This is a genomic window from Brevundimonas sp. (assembly GCF_041648055.1).
In the GTDB taxonomy this organism is placed as follows: Bacteria; Pseudomonadota; Alphaproteobacteria; order Caulobacterales; family Caulobacteraceae; genus Brevundimonas.
On the sequence record NZ_JBAZPS010000009.1, the window covers coordinates 25,459 to 41,551 of the forward strand.

A 16,093-nucleotide genomic window follows, 5' to 3' on the forward strand; every position below is an offset into this window, starting at 1 on the left:
ATCAGGACCTATTGCGCGCCCAACACCTTGCGAAGCGACTGTTCGATCTGTCCGCCGCAGTAGACCTCGCCATATTCGCGACGAGCACGAGCCGCCAGATCGGCCAGCGCCGGGGTGCGCGAAACCCGACCAGCGAGGTTCGCCGTCATAGGCGCCGCATCCTCCAGGATCGCCCCGATCGATGGAAAGCGCTCGACCATGGTGGACCAAAGCGTCGCGCTGACGACATCGGCGACGCCCGGCGTCCCGCCGCCGAGCAGAAAACCGGATTGAGATGTCAGCCCGTGACGTCGGCCGAGTTCCTCCCACAGACCCATCCACTTTCGCAGGCGCGGGACAAAGGTCACCCAGCGGGCTTCGGTCCACATCTGTCGCCCACCATCCAGGGTGAGATCGTCGATCACGTCGTTGGCGTCATTGACCACCTTGATCGACAAGGCCCGTCCGCCGGGATCGTCCGGAAAGAGCCCGAGCTTGTCCCCCAGGTAGAGAAGGATCGCGGGCATCTGGGAAACGGCCACGCCTGCAGCGTGATCAACCAAGACCGGAGGTCCCATGAAGGGTACCGGCATGTCTTCCAACGCCCCCTCCATCAGAGCGCCGACCGCTTCGTCGCCCGCCTCTGTCCACGCCTCGCCGCCGTAGGCCAGAAGCGCGCGGACAAACTGCCCGCGGAAAGGCACGGCCCAATAGTAGAGGGTGTAGTTTGGCATCCGGCCCTCGATGACGACGCATATCGCTCAACGGACCAGGCCGAGATCCGTTCTCAGGCCCCTACGCTCGATCTCGCTCCCAAGTCGTCTCAATCCACCGACGATACGGCCCCGCGTTAGACGCCCTCAGCCCAGAAGGCGCACCGATATCGGGCAGTGATCCGAAGGGTGCTCGGCCTCAAGCGCGCCATAGACATATTCCTGGAACGACTCCGGCTCGACCCGCGCGGCGGCGTCCACGCCGACGACGATGAAGTCGATGAACTCCCGGTAGCGCGCCTTGCATCCGGCTGGACGGTCGCCGCCGGCAAGGGTCAGCGCCGCAGCCGCCGGCTCGCCGTCATTGAGCCCGTCCAAGAAGGCGTCGCCCCGGCTCGCCATGCGCCGGTTCCAGTCGCCCAGAACGACGAAGGCCTCGCCCGCCTGAGCGCGATCATTGACCCAGGTCTCGAGGACCGGCAGTTGGTCAAACAGCACAGGGCAATCGGGATCGGTCGAGGCGCGACCCGAGTTGCATCCGGACTTCAGGTGGACGGCCAGCAGCCGCACGGGCCGCCCCTTGGCGACGGTGATGTCGACGCCCCAGCGCAGGTTTGGATTGCCGAGAGCCAGAGCCGCAAGGTCGCCGTTGCGCGACCAGACGACGCCCTTGCGGATCGCAAATCCTACGGCTTGGTTCTGGATGTGGCGACCAGGCCCTCCCCGGCATTCGGGGCCGCGCTCGCTCGCCGGGCGGGTCGACATGACGACATCGTATTTTGCCGGTTCGAAGACCCGCTCCGCCGCGGCCTGGGTCTCGACCTCCTGGAGGGCGATCACATCGGCCCCCAGGGCATCCGGCGGCGCAGGACGGCGTAATCGGCCTCCACGCGCGGCCTGCACCCCTGGCCGTCCAGTTCTGCCAGGTGCTCGAGATTCCAGCTGGCGACCTTGAGCGGAGCGCCGTCCGACGGAACGGGCAAGACCCCGGTGTTCGGATATTCGTTCGAGCGAGGCGGATAGGTAGATCCCCGCCACGCACAAATAAATATCGATACTTGGTGTCACAACTTTCCGCGGCTGTTCAAAAATCCTGTCGAACGCTGCGGTCTCCCGGAATGGGATGATGATTTGGGCATGCGGACTTCGGTCGGAGTGGGCATTGCTGCAGATCGACAGAGGCTTGTTGCAAGAACACCGAGGACGAGCTCGCTTCGACCATCACACCGCAGCCGGCCATCGATCGAGTGCCATTTTGGCGATGGAGAGCAGTTCGTTGATCGTAGCGCCGTCGCGCGCCTGAACGGACATGCCTTCCATGACCGTATTGAAGAATTTGCCTAGGACGGCCGGATCGGCATCGGCCGCAAGCTCGCCGTGCGCGGCGCCACGATGCAGACGCTCGACTAGGAGGGCCTCCGCCGCGATACGCTTGTCGCGCAGCAGGCATTCGATGGCGGCGGACGCCGGCGACACGGCTGCCGCTGCCGAATACATGAAGCAGCCGGCCGGCGTTCCAGGTTCGGAGAACGTTGACGCCGCTCGTTCCAGCAGGCCCGTGACAGCCTCGAAGGTGGACAACGCCGGATCGTTGATGGGTGCATAGAGGTGGACGCTGAACGTGGCGGAATAGTGCTCGATCACCGCCGCGAACAGCCCCGCCTTGTTGTCAAACGCCGCATAGAGACTGGCGGCGGCGACGCCAGTCTCCGCCACCAGATCGGCCATCGACGTCGCCTCGTAGCCGCGCTGCCAGAAAAGCCGTACCGCCTTGTCGAGCGCAGCGTCAGTGTTGAACTCTCGAGGGCGGCCTGCGCCACGACGGGCTTTCGTGTCTGTCATGTCTGGTGCCCGATATGGAATGATCGATAAATAATAGCTTGAACCTTGTCGCTGACATCGATACAGAACGATCGTTCAATAATCAAAGAGTGTCCCATGAGCCGCATCGTCCGTATCCACGAATATGGCGACGCCAGCGTCCTCAGGATTGAAGATGTGGCAGTGCCCGCGCCCGCGGCCGACGAAGTGCAGATCGCGGTGAAGGCGATAGGCATAAACCGCGCCGAGGTGATGTTCCGCAACCATGCCTACCTTCAGGAAGCCGAGTTCCCTAGCCGACTCGGCTACGAGGCTGCCGGCACTGTCGTTACGGTCGGGGCGGACGTGACCGGGTTTGCGGAAGGCGAAGCCGTCAGCGTCATCCCCCCGCTCGATATCGCGCGCTGGGGCACCTATGGCGAGGTCGCCAACGTGCCCGCCCGCCTTGTCGTCAAGCATCCGGCGGCGCTGTCGTTCGAGGAAGCGGCGGCCGTGTGGATGCAGTATGTCACCGCTTGGGGCGCGCTGGTGGAGCAGGCGAAGCTCGGCAAGGGCGATTTCGTCATCGTCACCGCTGCTTCCAGCAGCGTCGGGCTTGCTGCCTTCCAGATTGCGCGGATGGTCGGCGCGACGGTGATCGCGACGACGCGTACCGGCGCCAAGCGCCAGGCCCTGCTTGATGCCGGTGCACATCATGTCGTCGCGACCGGGGAAGAGGATCTGGTAGCAAAGGTGATGGAGATAACCGATGGTGCAGGTGCGCGCGTGGTGCTCGATCCGGTCGGAGGCCCGTCGTTCGAGCAGCTGACCGCGAGCATGGCGCGCGGCGGCATCCTGCTCGAATATGGCGCGCTCAGCGGCGAGCCAACGCCGTTCCCGTTGTTCTCCGTGCTGGGCAAGAGCCTCACGCTCAAGGGTTATCTCTACAGCGAGATCGTCTCGGACGACGCCGCCCTTGATCGCGCCAAGGCGTTCATCGTGGCGGGTCTGGAATCGGGCGCGCTCAAGCCGCGGATCGCGCGCACTTTCCCGCTCGACGCCATCCAGGACGCGCACCGCTTCCTCGAATCGAACGACCAGATCGGCAAGGTCGTCGTTACGGTCTGACCGGCAAACCCGGGGGAGCGAGCGATGGCTCCCCCCTCCCAGACACAGGATCGGACCGTAAGCGCGCATGCCGTCGTTGCTTGTGGCGCAGGCTTGAGAGCATGATGCTCCTCGTCCGCGTGCCAGACCTGTCTCAGGGTAACATGGCGGCTATGCCTGCCCGATCTGGGGGCGAATTTGGAGATTGGCCAGGGAACCTCGCCTGATTACAGAAGCGCCAGTCTCTGGACAGGATTGAAACTCCCCCCCTGTATAGTATGCTGAAGCGATTTCTCGGGAAAACGCGATGCCACATTCATCAGAGGACAAAAAGCGAGCCATTACACGCTTGCGGCGTATCAAGGGCCAGGCGGACGCTCTGGAACGCGCGATCGAAGCCGGGGCCGATTGCGCTCCCCTGCTGCAGCAAATTGTCGCCATGCGTGGCGCGACAAACGGGCTGATGGCAGAAGTGATGGAGAGTCATCTCAGGGAAACATTCGGTGCGGGCGCAGATCGGGCCGTCAGAGGCGCAGGTGGCGATCACGATGACGGCGTGGAGGGCGTAATGAAGATTCTGCGTACCTATCTTAAATGACAATTTCAGGCTCATTTTCTTGCCCGTGTTCTCCCGCACCTAGAAGCCAGCCCCTGCTGCCTTCCCGGGTTTGAGATCCTCGTTAGGACACATGTTGTATACTGCCAGGGAGTATGATAAAGATACTCCCTGGCAGTATGAGAGTGTCGACGACTTGCGCTGACGCAACGGCCTCGCACCAGCAATAAGTTTAACTCATGAGGGTGTCCCAACATGAAATCTCGCGCCGCTGTAGCCTTCGAGGCGGGCAAGCCACTCGAAATCGTCGAGATCGATGTCGCCCCACCCCGGAAAGGCGAAGTCCTCATACGGGTGACGCACACCGGTGTGTGCCACACCGATGCGTACACGCTGGCGGGGAGTGATCCGGAGGGTATTTTCCCGGTGGTTCTGGGCCACGAGGGCGCGGGCATCGTTGTCGAGGTCGGTGAAGGCGTCACCAGCGTCGGGCCGGGCGATCACGTGATTCCGCTCTACACCGCCGAGTGCGGCAAGTGCGACTTCTGCCTGTCGGGAAAGACGAACCTGTGCGTCGCTGTCCGCGAGACGCAGGGCAAGGGCTTGATGCCCGATGGGACCACCCGCTTTTCGTACAATGGTCAGCCTCTCTATCATTACATGGGCTGTTCAACCTTCAGTGAATATACTGTCGTCGCCGAAGTCTCGCTCGCCAAGATCAACCCCGAGGCAAACCCCGAACATGTCTGCCTGCTCGGCTGCGGCGTCACGACCGGCATCGGCGCAGTCCACAATACCGCCAAGGTCCAGCCCGGAGACTCGGTCGCCGTGTTCGGCCTCGGCGGCATCGGCCTCGCGGCGATTCAGGGTGCGCGCCAGGCGAAGGCGGGTCGCATCATCGCCATCGACACCAATCCGTCCAAGTTCGAGCTGGCACGCCAGTTCGGTGCGACCGAGTGCATCAACCCCAAGGACCATGACAAGCCCATCCAGCAAGTGCTGATCGAGATGACGGGCTGGGGCATCGATCATACCTTCGAGTGCATCGGCAACGTCCACGTCATGCGCGCCGCGCTTGAATCAGCGCACCGTGGCTGGGGTCAGTCGATCGTGATTGGCGTTGCCGGCGCGGGCGAGGAAATCTCCACCCGCCCGTTCCAGCTCGTCACGGGCCGCGTATGGAAGGGGTCCGCTTTCGGTGGCGTCAAGGGACGGACACAGCTCCCCGGCATGGTCGAGGACGCGATGAGAGGCGATATCGATCTGGCCCCATTCGTAACCCACACGATGGGTTTGGAGGAGATCAACGAGGCCTTCGAACTGATGCACGAAGGCAAGTCGATCCGCACGGTCATTCACTACTGACCCGTCGATCAGAAGCGGCGCGAGGCGCTCGGATCGACAACTCGGCCGTCATCATGGCTCGACCCCGGCCATGATGACGCGCGCTCTGGCAAATGGGCAACGCGTCGCGATGCGGTAACAAGCGCCGAAGTGCGGTCGTTACATGCCGATAGCGGCACGGACCAGGGCCGCTTGGCCCAGGCGCTTACCGCCGGAGTGTGTGTGGCCTCGTCGCGCGACCCACGGGAAAATGGTTTTGTCGCAACCTTTGTCTAGTGCTGGAAAAATATTTCAAAGGTGCCGAACATCGGGCCCGCCTGGCCGTTGGATGTATTGAGTCGGAAATGCATTCATCTGTACCCGACTGTGATGAACCACGGGCCGCACAGGCGTATAGGGCAGGAAGACTGAATTGAAGAGCAAGGATATTCACGCGACGACGCCGGCCACCGATCATGGGCATACGGGGCCGCCCGCTTGCGTGCAGGTTCGCGGCGCGCGCCAGAATAACCTCAAAAATATTGACGTCGATGTACCGCGCGACGCCTTCGTGGTGTTCACCGGCATATCGGGCTCGGGCAAGTCATCGCTCGCGTTCGGCACCCTTTATGCCGAAGCCCAGCGGCGTTATCTGGAATCGGTTGCGCCCTATGCCCGTCGCCTGATCGACCAGGCCGGCGTGCCGGAGGTCGACGCGATCGACGGTTTGCCGCCTGCGGTCGCGTTGCAGCAGCAGCGCGGCTCGGCCAACGCGCGATCCTCGGTCGGCAGCGTGACGACGCTCTCCAGCCTGGTGCGGATGCTCTATTCGCGCGTCGGCGAATATCCGCGCCATCAGCCGATGCTCTATGCGGAGGATTTCTCCCCCAACACGGTCGCGGGGGCCTGCCCGACCTGTCACGGCATCGGGCGCGTCTATGACGCGACCGAAGAAACGATGGTGCCCGACGACACGCTGACGATCCGGGAACGCGCAGTCGCCGCCTGGCCGGCGGCATGGCATGGCCAGAACCTGCGCGATATCCTCGTGTCACTCGGCTATGACGTCGATACGCCGTGGCGCGACCTGCCGAAAAAGGATCGCGACTGGATCCTCTTCACTGAAGAGGCGCCGACGGTGCCGGTCTATGCGGGTCTGACGCCCGAACAGACCCGCGTGGCGCTGAAGCGCCGCATGGAACCGAGCTACCAGGGCACCTTCACCGGCGCGCGCCGCTATGTGCTGGAAACCTTCGCCAACACGAAAAGCGCGCTGATGAAGAAGCGCGTCTCGCAATATATCATCGGCCGCGATTGCCCGACCTGCGACGGCAAGCGCCTGAAGCGCGAAGCCCTGTCGGTCAAATTCGCCGGCCTCGACATTGCCGAGTTCGGCGACCTGACGGTGCTCAAGCTGAAGGACTTGCTGATGCCCGTCGCGCATGGCGAGTATGGGGCAGTCTCCGACACCTCAAAGGGCCATGTTCTGGAAAAAGCGGCCCGCGAAGCAGCGGTCGAACAACGGGTTGCCGCGGGCGGCTCTGCGCACAAGAGCGCGCCCGACGTGCGCCGCACGCCCAATCTCTCCGACGAGAAGCGGATCGCCGCACAACGCCTTGCCTGCGAATTGATCGAGCGGCTCGAGGCGCTGATCGATCTTGGCCTTGGCTACATTTCGCTCGACCGCAGCACGCCGACGCTCTCCTCCGGAGAGTTGCAGCGCTTGCGGCTTGCCACCCAATTGTCGTCACAGCTTTTCGGGGTGGTCTATGTGCTTGACGAGCCTTCGGCAGGGTTGCACCCGGCAGATGGCGAAGCCTTGCTCACCATCCTCGAGCGTCTCAAGGCGGCGGGCAACTCCCTGTTCGTCGTCGAACATGATCTCGACGTGATCCGCCGCGCGGAATGGCTCGTCGATGTCGGGCCAGGAGCCGGGGAAAAGGGCGGTGAAGTCCTCTACAGCGGGCCGATAGAGGGGCTTGCCGACGTCGAGACTTCGATCACCCGCCGCTACCTGTTCGCAGAGCCGCTCCGCAGTGAGCGCACACCGCGCGATCCCAAGGCATGGCTACGCCTGGAAGGGATCAGGCGGAACAATCTCCATGGTCTCGACGTCGAGTTTCCCATCGGCTGCTTCACCGCTGTCACCGGCGTTTCGGGATCGGGCAAATCCAGTCTTGTCAGTCAGGCGCTGCCCGAGCTCGTCACGGAACACCTCGGCGGCTCCCCCGTGGCCGAGGAGGAGGATATCGATCCGCTGCTCGATGTTGCACAGAACGACACTGAAGGACGCATTGTCGCAGGCATGGAGCATGTTCGCAGGCTGGTGCGGGTCGATCAGAAACCGATCGGCCGCACGCCGCGCTCGAACCTATCCACCTACAGCGGCATGTTCGACCATGTGCGACGGATCTTCGCTGATACGCCGCTCGCCCGCCGGCGGCACTACAGCCCCGGAAGGTTCTCGTTCAACGTCGCGCAAGGCCGCTGCCCTGTGTGCGAGGGCGAGGGATACGTCATGGTGGAGCTGCTGTTCCTGCCGAGCGTTTTTGCCCCCTGCTCGACCTGTCATGGCTCTCGCTACAACCCGCAAACGCTCGAAGTCGAATGGAACGGGCGCAATATCGCCCAGGTGCTCGAACTGACGGTCGACGACGCGTGCGATTTCTTCGCTGGCGAGGCATCTGTGATGCGCTCCCTCGACGTGTTGCGGGAGATCGGTCTTGGTTATCTGAGGCTCGGACAGCCGGCGACCGAGCTGTCTGGCGGGGAGGCGCAGCGCATCAAGCTGGCGGCTGAACTGCAACGCGCCCAGCGCGGCAACACGATCTACATCCTCGACGAGCCCACTTCGGGGCTTCACCCCTCCGATGCCGACCGGCTGATGCAACACCTGCAGGGCCTCGTTGACGCTGGCAATACCGTCGTCGTCGTCGAACATGACATGCGCGCCATCACGCAGGTGGACTGGGTCATCGATCTGGGACCGGGGGCTGGGGAAGATGGCGGCCGTATCGTTGCCAGCGGCGTCCCTGGCGTCGTTGCGGAAGCAGAAGGCAGTCTCACCGCCCCCTATCTCAAAGCGGCGCTGTAGGTCGTAAACCTGGCCGGACGCACGTTCGATGAGGCGTATCTCCACCGTACGCACGCTGAAATGGTCGAATCTGAAAACGGGAGCCGGCGAGGTGTCACCGCGGGTGACGCGGCTTGGGGATTGAGTGCTCGGAAGTGCGCCGTTTTCGTCTGATACTAGGCGTAGCGGACAGTCAATCGTCGGCCATCCGCTACGCCTGTTTGTGAGGACCTTCACTAGGGAGCGCGCCCTCACATGGTTCGTCGAAACCGTCCCGTATTAATTCGAGGCCGCAGGCCCAGCGCCCGCACCTTCCGCGATTTGCTCAACGAGCTTGCCACAGAAGGCGGGTAAATCATCGGGGTCGCGGCTGGTCACAAGGCCGTTGGCGACCACGACTTCCTCATCGGCCCATGTAGCGCCGGCGTTCTCGATATCGACCTTCAGCGTCGGGTAGGACGTCAAGGTGCAACCCTCAAAAACGCCCGCCTCGATCAATGTCCAGGGTGCATGGCATATCGCGGCAACCGGTTTTTTCTGATCGAAAAAAGCCCGGATGAAGTCAATTGCCTCGGCGCTGCCGCGCAGCTTGTCGGCACCGACAGTCCCTCCGGGCACAACTAGTCCGTCGAAATCGTCGGCTCTGACATCGGAAAATGCTCTGTCGATAGTATAGCTGCCGCCCTCGTCGAGATCGTTATTGACCGTGTGAGCCTCGCCCGGTCAAAACTGACCACGGTCACTTTGCCGCCAGCCTCCTCGACAGCTTGCTTGGGCTTCGAGAACTCTGGTTCTTCCGTCCCGCGGGTGCGATCAGAATGGCAACTGATTTGCCCTCTAACGTCATCATTTATTCCCTATTTCGGAGAAGACTAAAGTCAGGCGGTCGGCTTAAGCACGACCTTTGTCCATCCATCATCGCGCGCATCGAAATGCTTGTAGGCGTCTGGCGCCTGATCGAGCGGCAGTCGGTGCGAGATGATTTGGGCAGGATTGGCCCGGTCTTGCTCGATAAGCTTCATCAGTCGCCGGTTGTAGTGCTTTACATTGCACTGGCCGGTGCCGATCTTCTGGCCCTTGAACCAGAAGCTGCCGAAGTCGAACGCCATCTTGCCTTCCTTCTGGAGATCGTCGGGCGCGTTCGGGTCTTCCGGGATGAACACGCCGACGACGCCGATTCCACCGGTGGCCTTCGTGCTTTTGACGAGGCAGTTCATCGTGTAATTGCTGCGCTCCTTGCCGTGGCGATCGCAACACTGATACCCGACCGCCTCGACCCCCCGGTCGGTCCCGAGGCCGCCGGTCGCGTCAAGGATCTGCTGGGCGGGATCGCCCTTACGCATGTCGATCGGAATAGCGCCCATCGCCTCGGCCAGTTTCAGGCGGTCATCGTGAGAATCGACCACGAAAATCTGAGCGGCACCGCGGATTTCGGCTGAGTGCGCGGCCATTAAACCGACCGGACCGGCGCCGTAGATCGCGATGCTTTCGCCAGGCAGGAACCCTGACAGTTCGACGCCATGCCAACCCGTCGGGAAGATGTCGGAGAGCATGACATAGTCATCCTCCTTCTCCTCAGCGTCCTCAGGCAGTTTCAGGCAATTAAAGTCCGCATAAGGAACGCGCATGAACTCGGCCTGACCACCTTGCCACGGACCCATCTCGGCAAAGCCATACGCTGCGCCGGCGGTTCCAGGGTTGGTCGTGAGACAAAAACCCGTCAAACCGCGTTCGCAATTTTCGCAGAAACCGCAACCGACGTTGAACGGCATGCACACGCGATCGCCCTTCTTGATACGATCTACGGCAGCGCCGACTTCGACGACCTCGCCAAGGTTTTCGTGACCGAAGACCTTGCCCTTCTCAAAGCTGGTGCGGCCCTCATACATGTGAAGGTCCGACCCGCAGATATTGGTCGTGGTCAGCCGGATGATAACATCGGTATGCTTTTCGATCTTGGGATCATCGATGGTGTTGACAGAAACATCTTTGGGCCCGTTGTACACGACAGCTTTCACGGATCTTTCCTTTCACAGCTCTTCTCAACGCGTCATCAAATCGAGAGCTTGGTGATGATCCGGTCCATCGCAACGGCGGACGACATCGCCCCCTTCCAAGTGATCTCAGTTTCCTGAACCTTCTGCTACCTGAGAGGTTCCTTCCCGTAGGGCCGTCCTGGGATCGATTCACGGCGGTTTTCTGAATGACTGGGCTAGAACGGCCGAATAACGCGCCGAATTGATGTGCTTAATAATCTCCCGCGAACCAATGGTGCCCTTACGTCGGGACACATCAACGGCACCTTCTCAGTAAATTCAGAAGTGTGATAAGCGCAAAAGACAAGGCCATCCACTTTCGCGGATGACCTGTCGTATTCATTTATTCATTTCCCGATCCGACCGGGCCATCCATTCCGGATGGAGACACGAGCCTTACCCTGCAGTCAGACGGCAGCTTAGGGTGCCGACCGCTCCGCTATTTCGCGGCCAGCAGGGTGAACTTGTGAATCTGCGGCGGTTCAGAAAACAGTTCTTCTGCCTTGTCCATCAGTGCGGCGGCAACCTTGCCGTCAAGATGGGCCTGCCGATCCTCCTCTGTGTCGAACGTATCGAAGATCGCGTACGCACCGGGACCTTCCTCGATCGCATACCAGGTCAGAGTGCCCGCCTCAGCTTGAACGAGCGGCAATGCCGAGGTCAGGAAATTGGCGACATCGCGCTCTTTTCCGGGCTTGGCCTTCAGTGGTACATACAGGGCAAGTTTGGACATAAATGACTCCTCAAGTGAAACGGACAGATATTATTCGGCAAAGTAACGGACGAGCGGGCCGGTACGTTCCCCATGAGGCGGAGCACACGCGGCCCCGCCTCCTCGTCGAAATCAGAACTGCTGTGCGGTCGGCCGGATGACGATCGCGTTGACGTCGACGTCATCAGGTTGTTCGACAGCGAACGCGATAGCACGCGCCACCGATGCCGCCGGGATGGCCTGCTTGTAGAAGTCCAGCACCGTCTCGGCGGCCGCGCCAGAGGTCGTGAACTTCAGATCGCTTTCGACAGCTCCAGGCTCGATTGACGTGACCCGGACCTTTTCCCCCACCTCGTGGCGCAAGCCCTCGCTGATCGCGCTGACGGCGAACTTGGTGCCGGAGTAGACCGTGCCGCCCGGTGCGAAGACCTTGATGCCGGCAACCGAGCTCAAGTTGATGATGTGACCGCTGCCCTGCTCGAGAAAACCGGGAAGGGCCGCCGCGATGCCGTAGAGCGTACCCTTCAGATTGACGTCGATCATCTGGTCCCACTCGTCGGTGTTGACCTCGGCCATCGGACGGATCGGCATCAGCCCGGCGTTGTTGATCAGCACGTCGAGGCGGCCGAAGTCGGCAATGATTGCGGCGACGACGGACTGGACCGCCGATTTGTCGCTCACATCCAGCGCGTAGCTACGTGCCGTGCCGCCAGTTGCGGCGATGTCCGCGACGACCTCGTCGAGCCTGTCCTTGCGCCGCGCGGCGATGGCCACCTTGGCGCCGCGTTCCGCGAGAAGACGCGCGGTTTCCGCGCCGATGCCGGTGCTGCCGCCGGTAATGAGAACGACCTTGCCTTCGATACCCTTGGTCATGACTGTATTCCTTCAAGTCAGTTGTTGATTTTTCGCCGGATCGCGGCTCCGCCTCAGCGGTAGCCGCGTGGATGAATGAGGCCCAAAAGGCACCACGCGAAGCGCAGGTGCCAACAGGCCGATAATCCGCAACTCGTCTGTGTCGAACGCCGGTACAAGCCGTGCCGAACCCACCCATTCTTCAGGCTTGCCCATTGGCACCATCCTCAGGTCGCCGAGACGGGGTTGAGGACAAACGCGGCGCGCTCGGCCAGATCGCCGATCTGAGAGAGGTAGTTCTGGAAGTGGGGCGTCGCACGGTGGGCGGCGACTGCATCCGCGTCCGCGTACAGCTCGTCGAGCACGAAACGGTTCGGATCGCTCTGGTCCTGCCAGAGATCGTAGCGCAAATTGCCCGGTTCGGCACGGCTCGGCTTTAGCATGGCGTCGAGCAGAGCGCGCAGGCGGTCGACGGTATCCGCACGGGCGGTGAGGACGGCGACGATCTTCACGTTGGCGGACATGGCACCGTTCCTTGTCTTGGTTATATCCGTGGGCGGGCGCACCCTTAGCGCCCCGCCGGTCATCCTGGTACTCACGCAGCGGCGCGATCGAGGGCTTCGATCAACGCGTCGGCCATGGCCCGGTCCGACGCCGGATTCTGACCCGTGATCAGATCCCGGTCCACGACGACATTCGAAGCGAAGTTCTTGTCGGTGACCGAGACGTCGCCACCGGCCGACCGCAGCGCCTTTTCCATGTCGAAGAAGAGCTCGCCCTTTAGCACTTGCTCCTCAGCGATCTTCTCCTCGTTCGCCGAGAAGACGGTCATGCGGTAGCCCGCGTAGATCCAGTCTCGCGCCAGGTCGGCCGCCCCGGCGTCATCGCCTTCCTCCAGCGCCGTGCAGAAGGCCGAAGCATCCTCGAGCGCTGCGACAACGACCACCGGTCCGTGGCAGAGGAGCGCGGTCGGCTTGGCCGCCGCGTGGAAGTGACGGAGGATCGTGCCCGCATCGCGGTCCAGCATCAGGTCGACGACGGGCGCGTGACCTCCCGGCACGAACACGCCAACGAAGCCGTCCAGGCCGTCTTCGACGACCGATTTCAGCGTACGCACGTCGTTCATCGCCGGGTGGCTGGCAAAAAAGTCCTTGGCACGCTGGAACGCCGTCTCATCGCCGCCAAAATGATCAACCGAAACGGAGACGGCGTCGATGTGCGGCTTGGCCCCATTGGGCGTGGCGAGAACAATATCATAGCCGGCGTCGAGGAGAGCTAGCGCGGGGACCGCCGTCTCGTTGAGATACTGACCGACCGTCGCGGTACCGCCGCCACGCAGACCGAGTTGTGTCGCGTTCGACCCAAGAACGAGAACCTGACCCTTGCTCATCTGAACCTCCATGTGCGCGGCGTCCGTCGCCGATGGACGGGAAATGGGCCTCGTTGACATATTCCAGAAGTTTATCTTTCTAATATCAGATATACGTCTAACAGGATGACTGGATGCGCTACGATCTGAACCTGCTGCCGATCTTCGTCGCGTTGATGGAGGAACGCAGCGTCACCCGGGCTGCTGAGCGCATGGGCATGACGCAGCCCGCCCTGTCTAACGCCCTGTCGCGTCTGCGACAGATGCTTCAGGACCAGCTGTTCGTCCGCGAACGCTATGGCATCCAGCCGACCCCGATCGCGCTTGAACTTTCGCCGCTGATCGCCGAGGCACTCGCGCAGCTCGACGACGCGGTCCTCGGTCAGCAGGCCTTCGACCCCGCACACGCCGAACGGCTGTTCACGATCGCGCCGAACGGCTATGTCGAGTTCGTCATCGTCCCCGCTATCTTGGCGCGCCTGGAGAAGGTCGCGCCCGGCATAAAGCTCCGCCTGACGCCCTTCGGCAGCGATCTTGCGGAAACAGGCGTCGTGTCGGGCACGACGGCGCTCGTGCTGGGCCGCATCGTCGATCCGCCCGATAACCTCGTCGTCCAGCACCTGATGGACGAAGGGCTCGCCTGCGCCGTCCGCGCCGACCATCCGGCCATCGGCGATGCCATGACGCGCGAGCAGTTCGAGACGATGAAGCATGTCAACATCGTGCCGCCCGGACGGATGCGCGCCGGGCTGTTCCAGGCGCTGGCGCAGCAGCAGCTGAAGCGCGACGTCGCGATCTCCGTGACAAACTTCTTCGCGGTAGCCGAGATGGTGGCGGTGACCGACTATTGCGCCACCTTGCCCTCGCTCATCTGCAGGCGGCTGATGCACGACCCCCGGCTGAAGATCCTGCCGGCTCCGGTCGACCTCGGCAGCTTTCCCGTGGAAATGGCCTGGCACGTCCGTTACCGGCACGATCCCGCACACCGCTGGCTACGGGCGCTGATCGGCGAGGTCATCACCGACTTCAAGGGCAAGACGGCAGCGACAGCCATGCCGTCGCCAGCGTGATGGACGTCTGTCGGCCGCGCGACGCCGGTTGACTTCCGTAAGCGCCCTTAAAGGCTGGGCGGGCACCCCGCCGCTAGTCTTTCGCGTGATCACGTGCAGCTTCTCGCAGCTCCTGGGCGGAAGCCTGGGGCAAAGGCCAGCGACAGTCTCGAACACGCGAGTCGAGTTCGTACATTTAGTGCATCGTCTGGTCGATCGTGGTGACTTCCGAGCGGGAAGTGGTCGGCTGACCCAAGGCCAGCCGACCACTTCCTTAGGCCGGGGTGCCAGTTGCGTGCGCGCGGCACACTTCGATCAAGTCCTCGACCGAACCCTCCCACGGCACATAGCCATTGGTTAGCTCGATGGTGCTGAAGCCGGCCGCCAGTGCCAGTTCGCAGATGACGTGACCCCCTGAAACTCCTCCAGGAATAGCTAGAGTCCGCCCCTCAATGAGAAACGGGGGTCACGTCATAACTCGCTAAGGCGATGCAATCGTAGGAAGCAGTCTGCTGTCCCTGTCGCGCCATGGGGCCGGCCGAGACATCGGTGATCCCACGATCATGACCAAACCCAAGGTTGCCCGATTGAGCTCTGGATCGCTGGCTCGCTTCCGACTACCGTTGAGAACGGCCAAGCTAATTGCGAGGCGAAGACACCGCCGAGGCTCCGCTGACCACCCCTAAACACCTAAGCTGGCTGGTGGATTCCGGCACCATCGTCCCGACAGCATGCGGGAAAGCGATCCCAGTGTGGGAGCTTCAGCACGTCGACGACGCAGCAATCCTTTCGGACTGGGCCAGTCATTTCCGTCGTCACTATTGCAGCGATGAGGACCTTGAAGCTCTCACTCAAGGGACCGGCAAGACAAAAGCTGAGTTTCTGAGAGAGATGAAGCTGCCTAGCCTCGAGAAACCCGGCCCAAGTGTACGGTCCGGCGACTTCGGAGAAATCCTCATCGCGGACTATCTGCGATACGTGCTGGGACACTGGTCACCGGCCCATATTCGCTACGATGGGCGATTCAACCCGAACGATCCGACTAAGGGTGCCGACATTATCGGGTTCAGTCATGATCCTGATGTAGGTCATCTTCCAGCTGACGAACTGTACCTGTTCGAAGCGAAGTCAGGGATGACACTCAGCAAGAAGAACAGGCTTCAAGACGCCGTCGATGATTCCGGAAAGGACAAGCTGCGTGAAGCGGTGTCGCTTAACGCCTTCAAGCAGCGGCTGCGCAAGGATGGAGACGAAACCGGCCAAAAAATCGTTCAACGTTTTCAAGATGAGACGGCGCGCCCGTTTGCTCGTCGCAATGGAGCGGCGGCCATCATGGACGACGACGTGTTCGCCGCGACCGACCTGACAAAAGTGGATGCTTCCCTGCATCCGAACGCGGCCAACCTTTCTCTAATGGTCATCAAAGGGCCTTCGCTCATGGCGCTCGTGCACGCGCTCTACGAGAGAGCGGCGGATGAGGCCTAACCGCGCCGCACGGACGGTCCTTCGTTACACGAGGTCCAA

General features: G+C 62.1%; 15 protein-coding genes. 6 read left to right on the forward strand and 9 right to left on the reverse strand.

The genetic code is table 11. The features are described 5' to 3' along the window. Positions 1-8: 8 nt before the first annotated feature. From WC585_RS14025 to WC585_RS14035, 3 genes are all read right to left on the reverse strand, one after another. A complete protein-coding gene (locus WC585_RS14025) occupies positions 9-713 on the reverse strand; it encodes a glutathione S-transferase (RefSeq protein WP_373258541.1) in 705 nt (234 codons plus the stop codon). Positions 714-839: 126 nt separating this feature from the next. Then, positions 840-1,595, reverse strand: a complete 756-nt coding sequence (locus WC585_RS14030; RefSeq protein ID WP_373258542.1) for an endonuclease/exonuclease/phosphatase family protein — start codon at positions 1,593-1,595, stop codon at positions 840-842. Between the two features lie 318 nt (positions 1,596-1,913). Continuing rightward, a complete protein-coding gene (locus WC585_RS14035) occupies positions 1,914-2,534 on the reverse strand; it encodes a TetR/AcrR family transcriptional regulator (protein WP_373258543.1) in 621 nt (206 codons plus the stop codon). 96 nt (positions 2,535-2,630) lie between these two features. Here WC585_RS14035 and WC585_RS14040 point away from each other — a divergent pair, with 96 nt between their 5' ends. The 4 genes from WC585_RS14040 to WC585_RS14055 all read left to right on the forward strand — a co-directional run bounded on the left by WC585_RS14040 (position 2,631) and on the right by WC585_RS14055 (position 8,572). Next, complete coding sequence (locus WC585_RS14040; protein WP_373258544.1) at positions 2,631-3,620, forward strand: zinc-dependent alcohol dehydrogenase family protein; 990 nt, start codon at positions 2,631-2,633, stop codon at positions 3,618-3,620. 286 nt (positions 3,621-3,906) lie between these two features. Beyond that, on the forward strand, positions 3,907-4,197 hold the full coding sequence (locus WC585_RS14045) for a metal-sensing transcriptional repressor (protein ID WP_373258545.1): 291 nt from the start codon (positions 3,907-3,909) through the stop codon (positions 4,195-4,197). Positions 4,198-4,410: 213 nt separating this feature from the next. Next, positions 4,411-5,520 (forward strand): S-(hydroxymethyl)glutathione dehydrogenase/class III alcohol dehydrogenase, encoded by a 1,110-nt coding sequence (locus tag WC585_RS14050; protein WP_373258546.1) that lies wholly within the window; start codon positions 4,411-4,413, stop codon positions 5,518-5,520. Positions 5,521-5,980: 460 nt separating this feature from the next. Further along, a complete protein-coding gene (locus tag WC585_RS14055) occupies positions 5,981-8,572 on the forward strand; it encodes an excinuclease ABC subunit A (RefSeq protein ID WP_373258610.1) in 2,592 nt (863 codons plus the stop codon). A 258-nt stretch (positions 8,573-8,830) separates the two neighbouring features. Here WC585_RS14055 and WC585_RS14060 read toward each other — a convergent pair whose 3' ends face one another. The 6 genes from WC585_RS14060 to WC585_RS14085 all read right to left on the reverse strand — a co-directional run bounded on the left by WC585_RS14060 (position 8,831) and on the right by WC585_RS14085 (position 13,541). Next, positions 8,831-9,220: a DJ-1/PfpI family protein gene (locus WC585_RS14060; RefSeq protein WP_373258611.1), complete on the reverse strand. Its 390-nt coding sequence runs from the start codon at positions 9,218-9,220 to the stop codon at positions 8,831-8,833. Between the two features lie 209 nt (positions 9,221-9,429). Further along, positions 9,430-10,569, reverse strand: coding sequence for a glutathione-independent formaldehyde dehydrogenase (locus tag WC585_RS14065; RefSeq protein WP_373258547.1), 1,140 nt, complete (start codon positions 10,567-10,569; stop codon positions 9,430-9,432). A 457-nt stretch (positions 10,570-11,026) separates the two neighbouring features. Beyond that, positions 11,027-11,320 (reverse strand): putative quinol monooxygenase, encoded by a 294-nt coding sequence (locus WC585_RS14070; protein ID WP_184274111.1) that lies wholly within the window; start codon positions 11,318-11,320, stop codon positions 11,027-11,029. A 111-nt stretch (positions 11,321-11,431) separates the two neighbouring features. After that, complete coding sequence (locus WC585_RS14075; RefSeq protein WP_373258548.1) at positions 11,432-12,172, reverse strand: SDR family oxidoreductase; 741 nt, start codon at positions 12,170-12,172, stop codon at positions 11,432-11,434. 206 nt (positions 12,173-12,378) lie between these two features. Beyond that, the gene (locus WC585_RS14080; RefSeq protein WP_373258549.1) at positions 12,379-12,675 is read right to left on the reverse strand and encodes a putative quinol monooxygenase; all 297 of its coding nucleotides are present in this window, start codon (positions 12,673-12,675) and stop codon (positions 12,379-12,381) included. Positions 12,676-12,746: 71 nt separating this feature from the next. Further along, positions 12,747-13,541, reverse strand: coding sequence for a type 1 glutamine amidotransferase domain-containing protein (locus WC585_RS14085; protein ID WP_373258550.1), 795 nt, complete (start codon positions 13,539-13,541; stop codon positions 12,747-12,749). Positions 13,542-13,654: 113 nt separating this feature from the next. Between WC585_RS14085 and WC585_RS14090 the strand changes: the two genes are divergently transcribed. Together WC585_RS14090 and WC585_RS14095 are read left to right on the forward strand one after the other, a co-directional pair. After that, the gene (locus WC585_RS14090; RefSeq protein ID WP_373258551.1) at positions 13,655-14,590 is read left to right on the forward strand and encodes a LysR substrate-binding domain-containing protein; all 936 of its coding nucleotides are present in this window, start codon (positions 13,655-13,657) and stop codon (positions 14,588-14,590) included. Positions 14,591-15,211: 621 nt separating this feature from the next. Beyond that, positions 15,212-16,054, forward strand: a complete 843-nt coding sequence (locus tag WC585_RS14095) for a Hachiman antiphage defense system protein HamA (protein WP_373258552.1) — start codon at positions 15,212-15,214, stop codon at positions 16,052-16,054. Positions 16,055-16,093 lie beyond the last annotated feature (39 nt).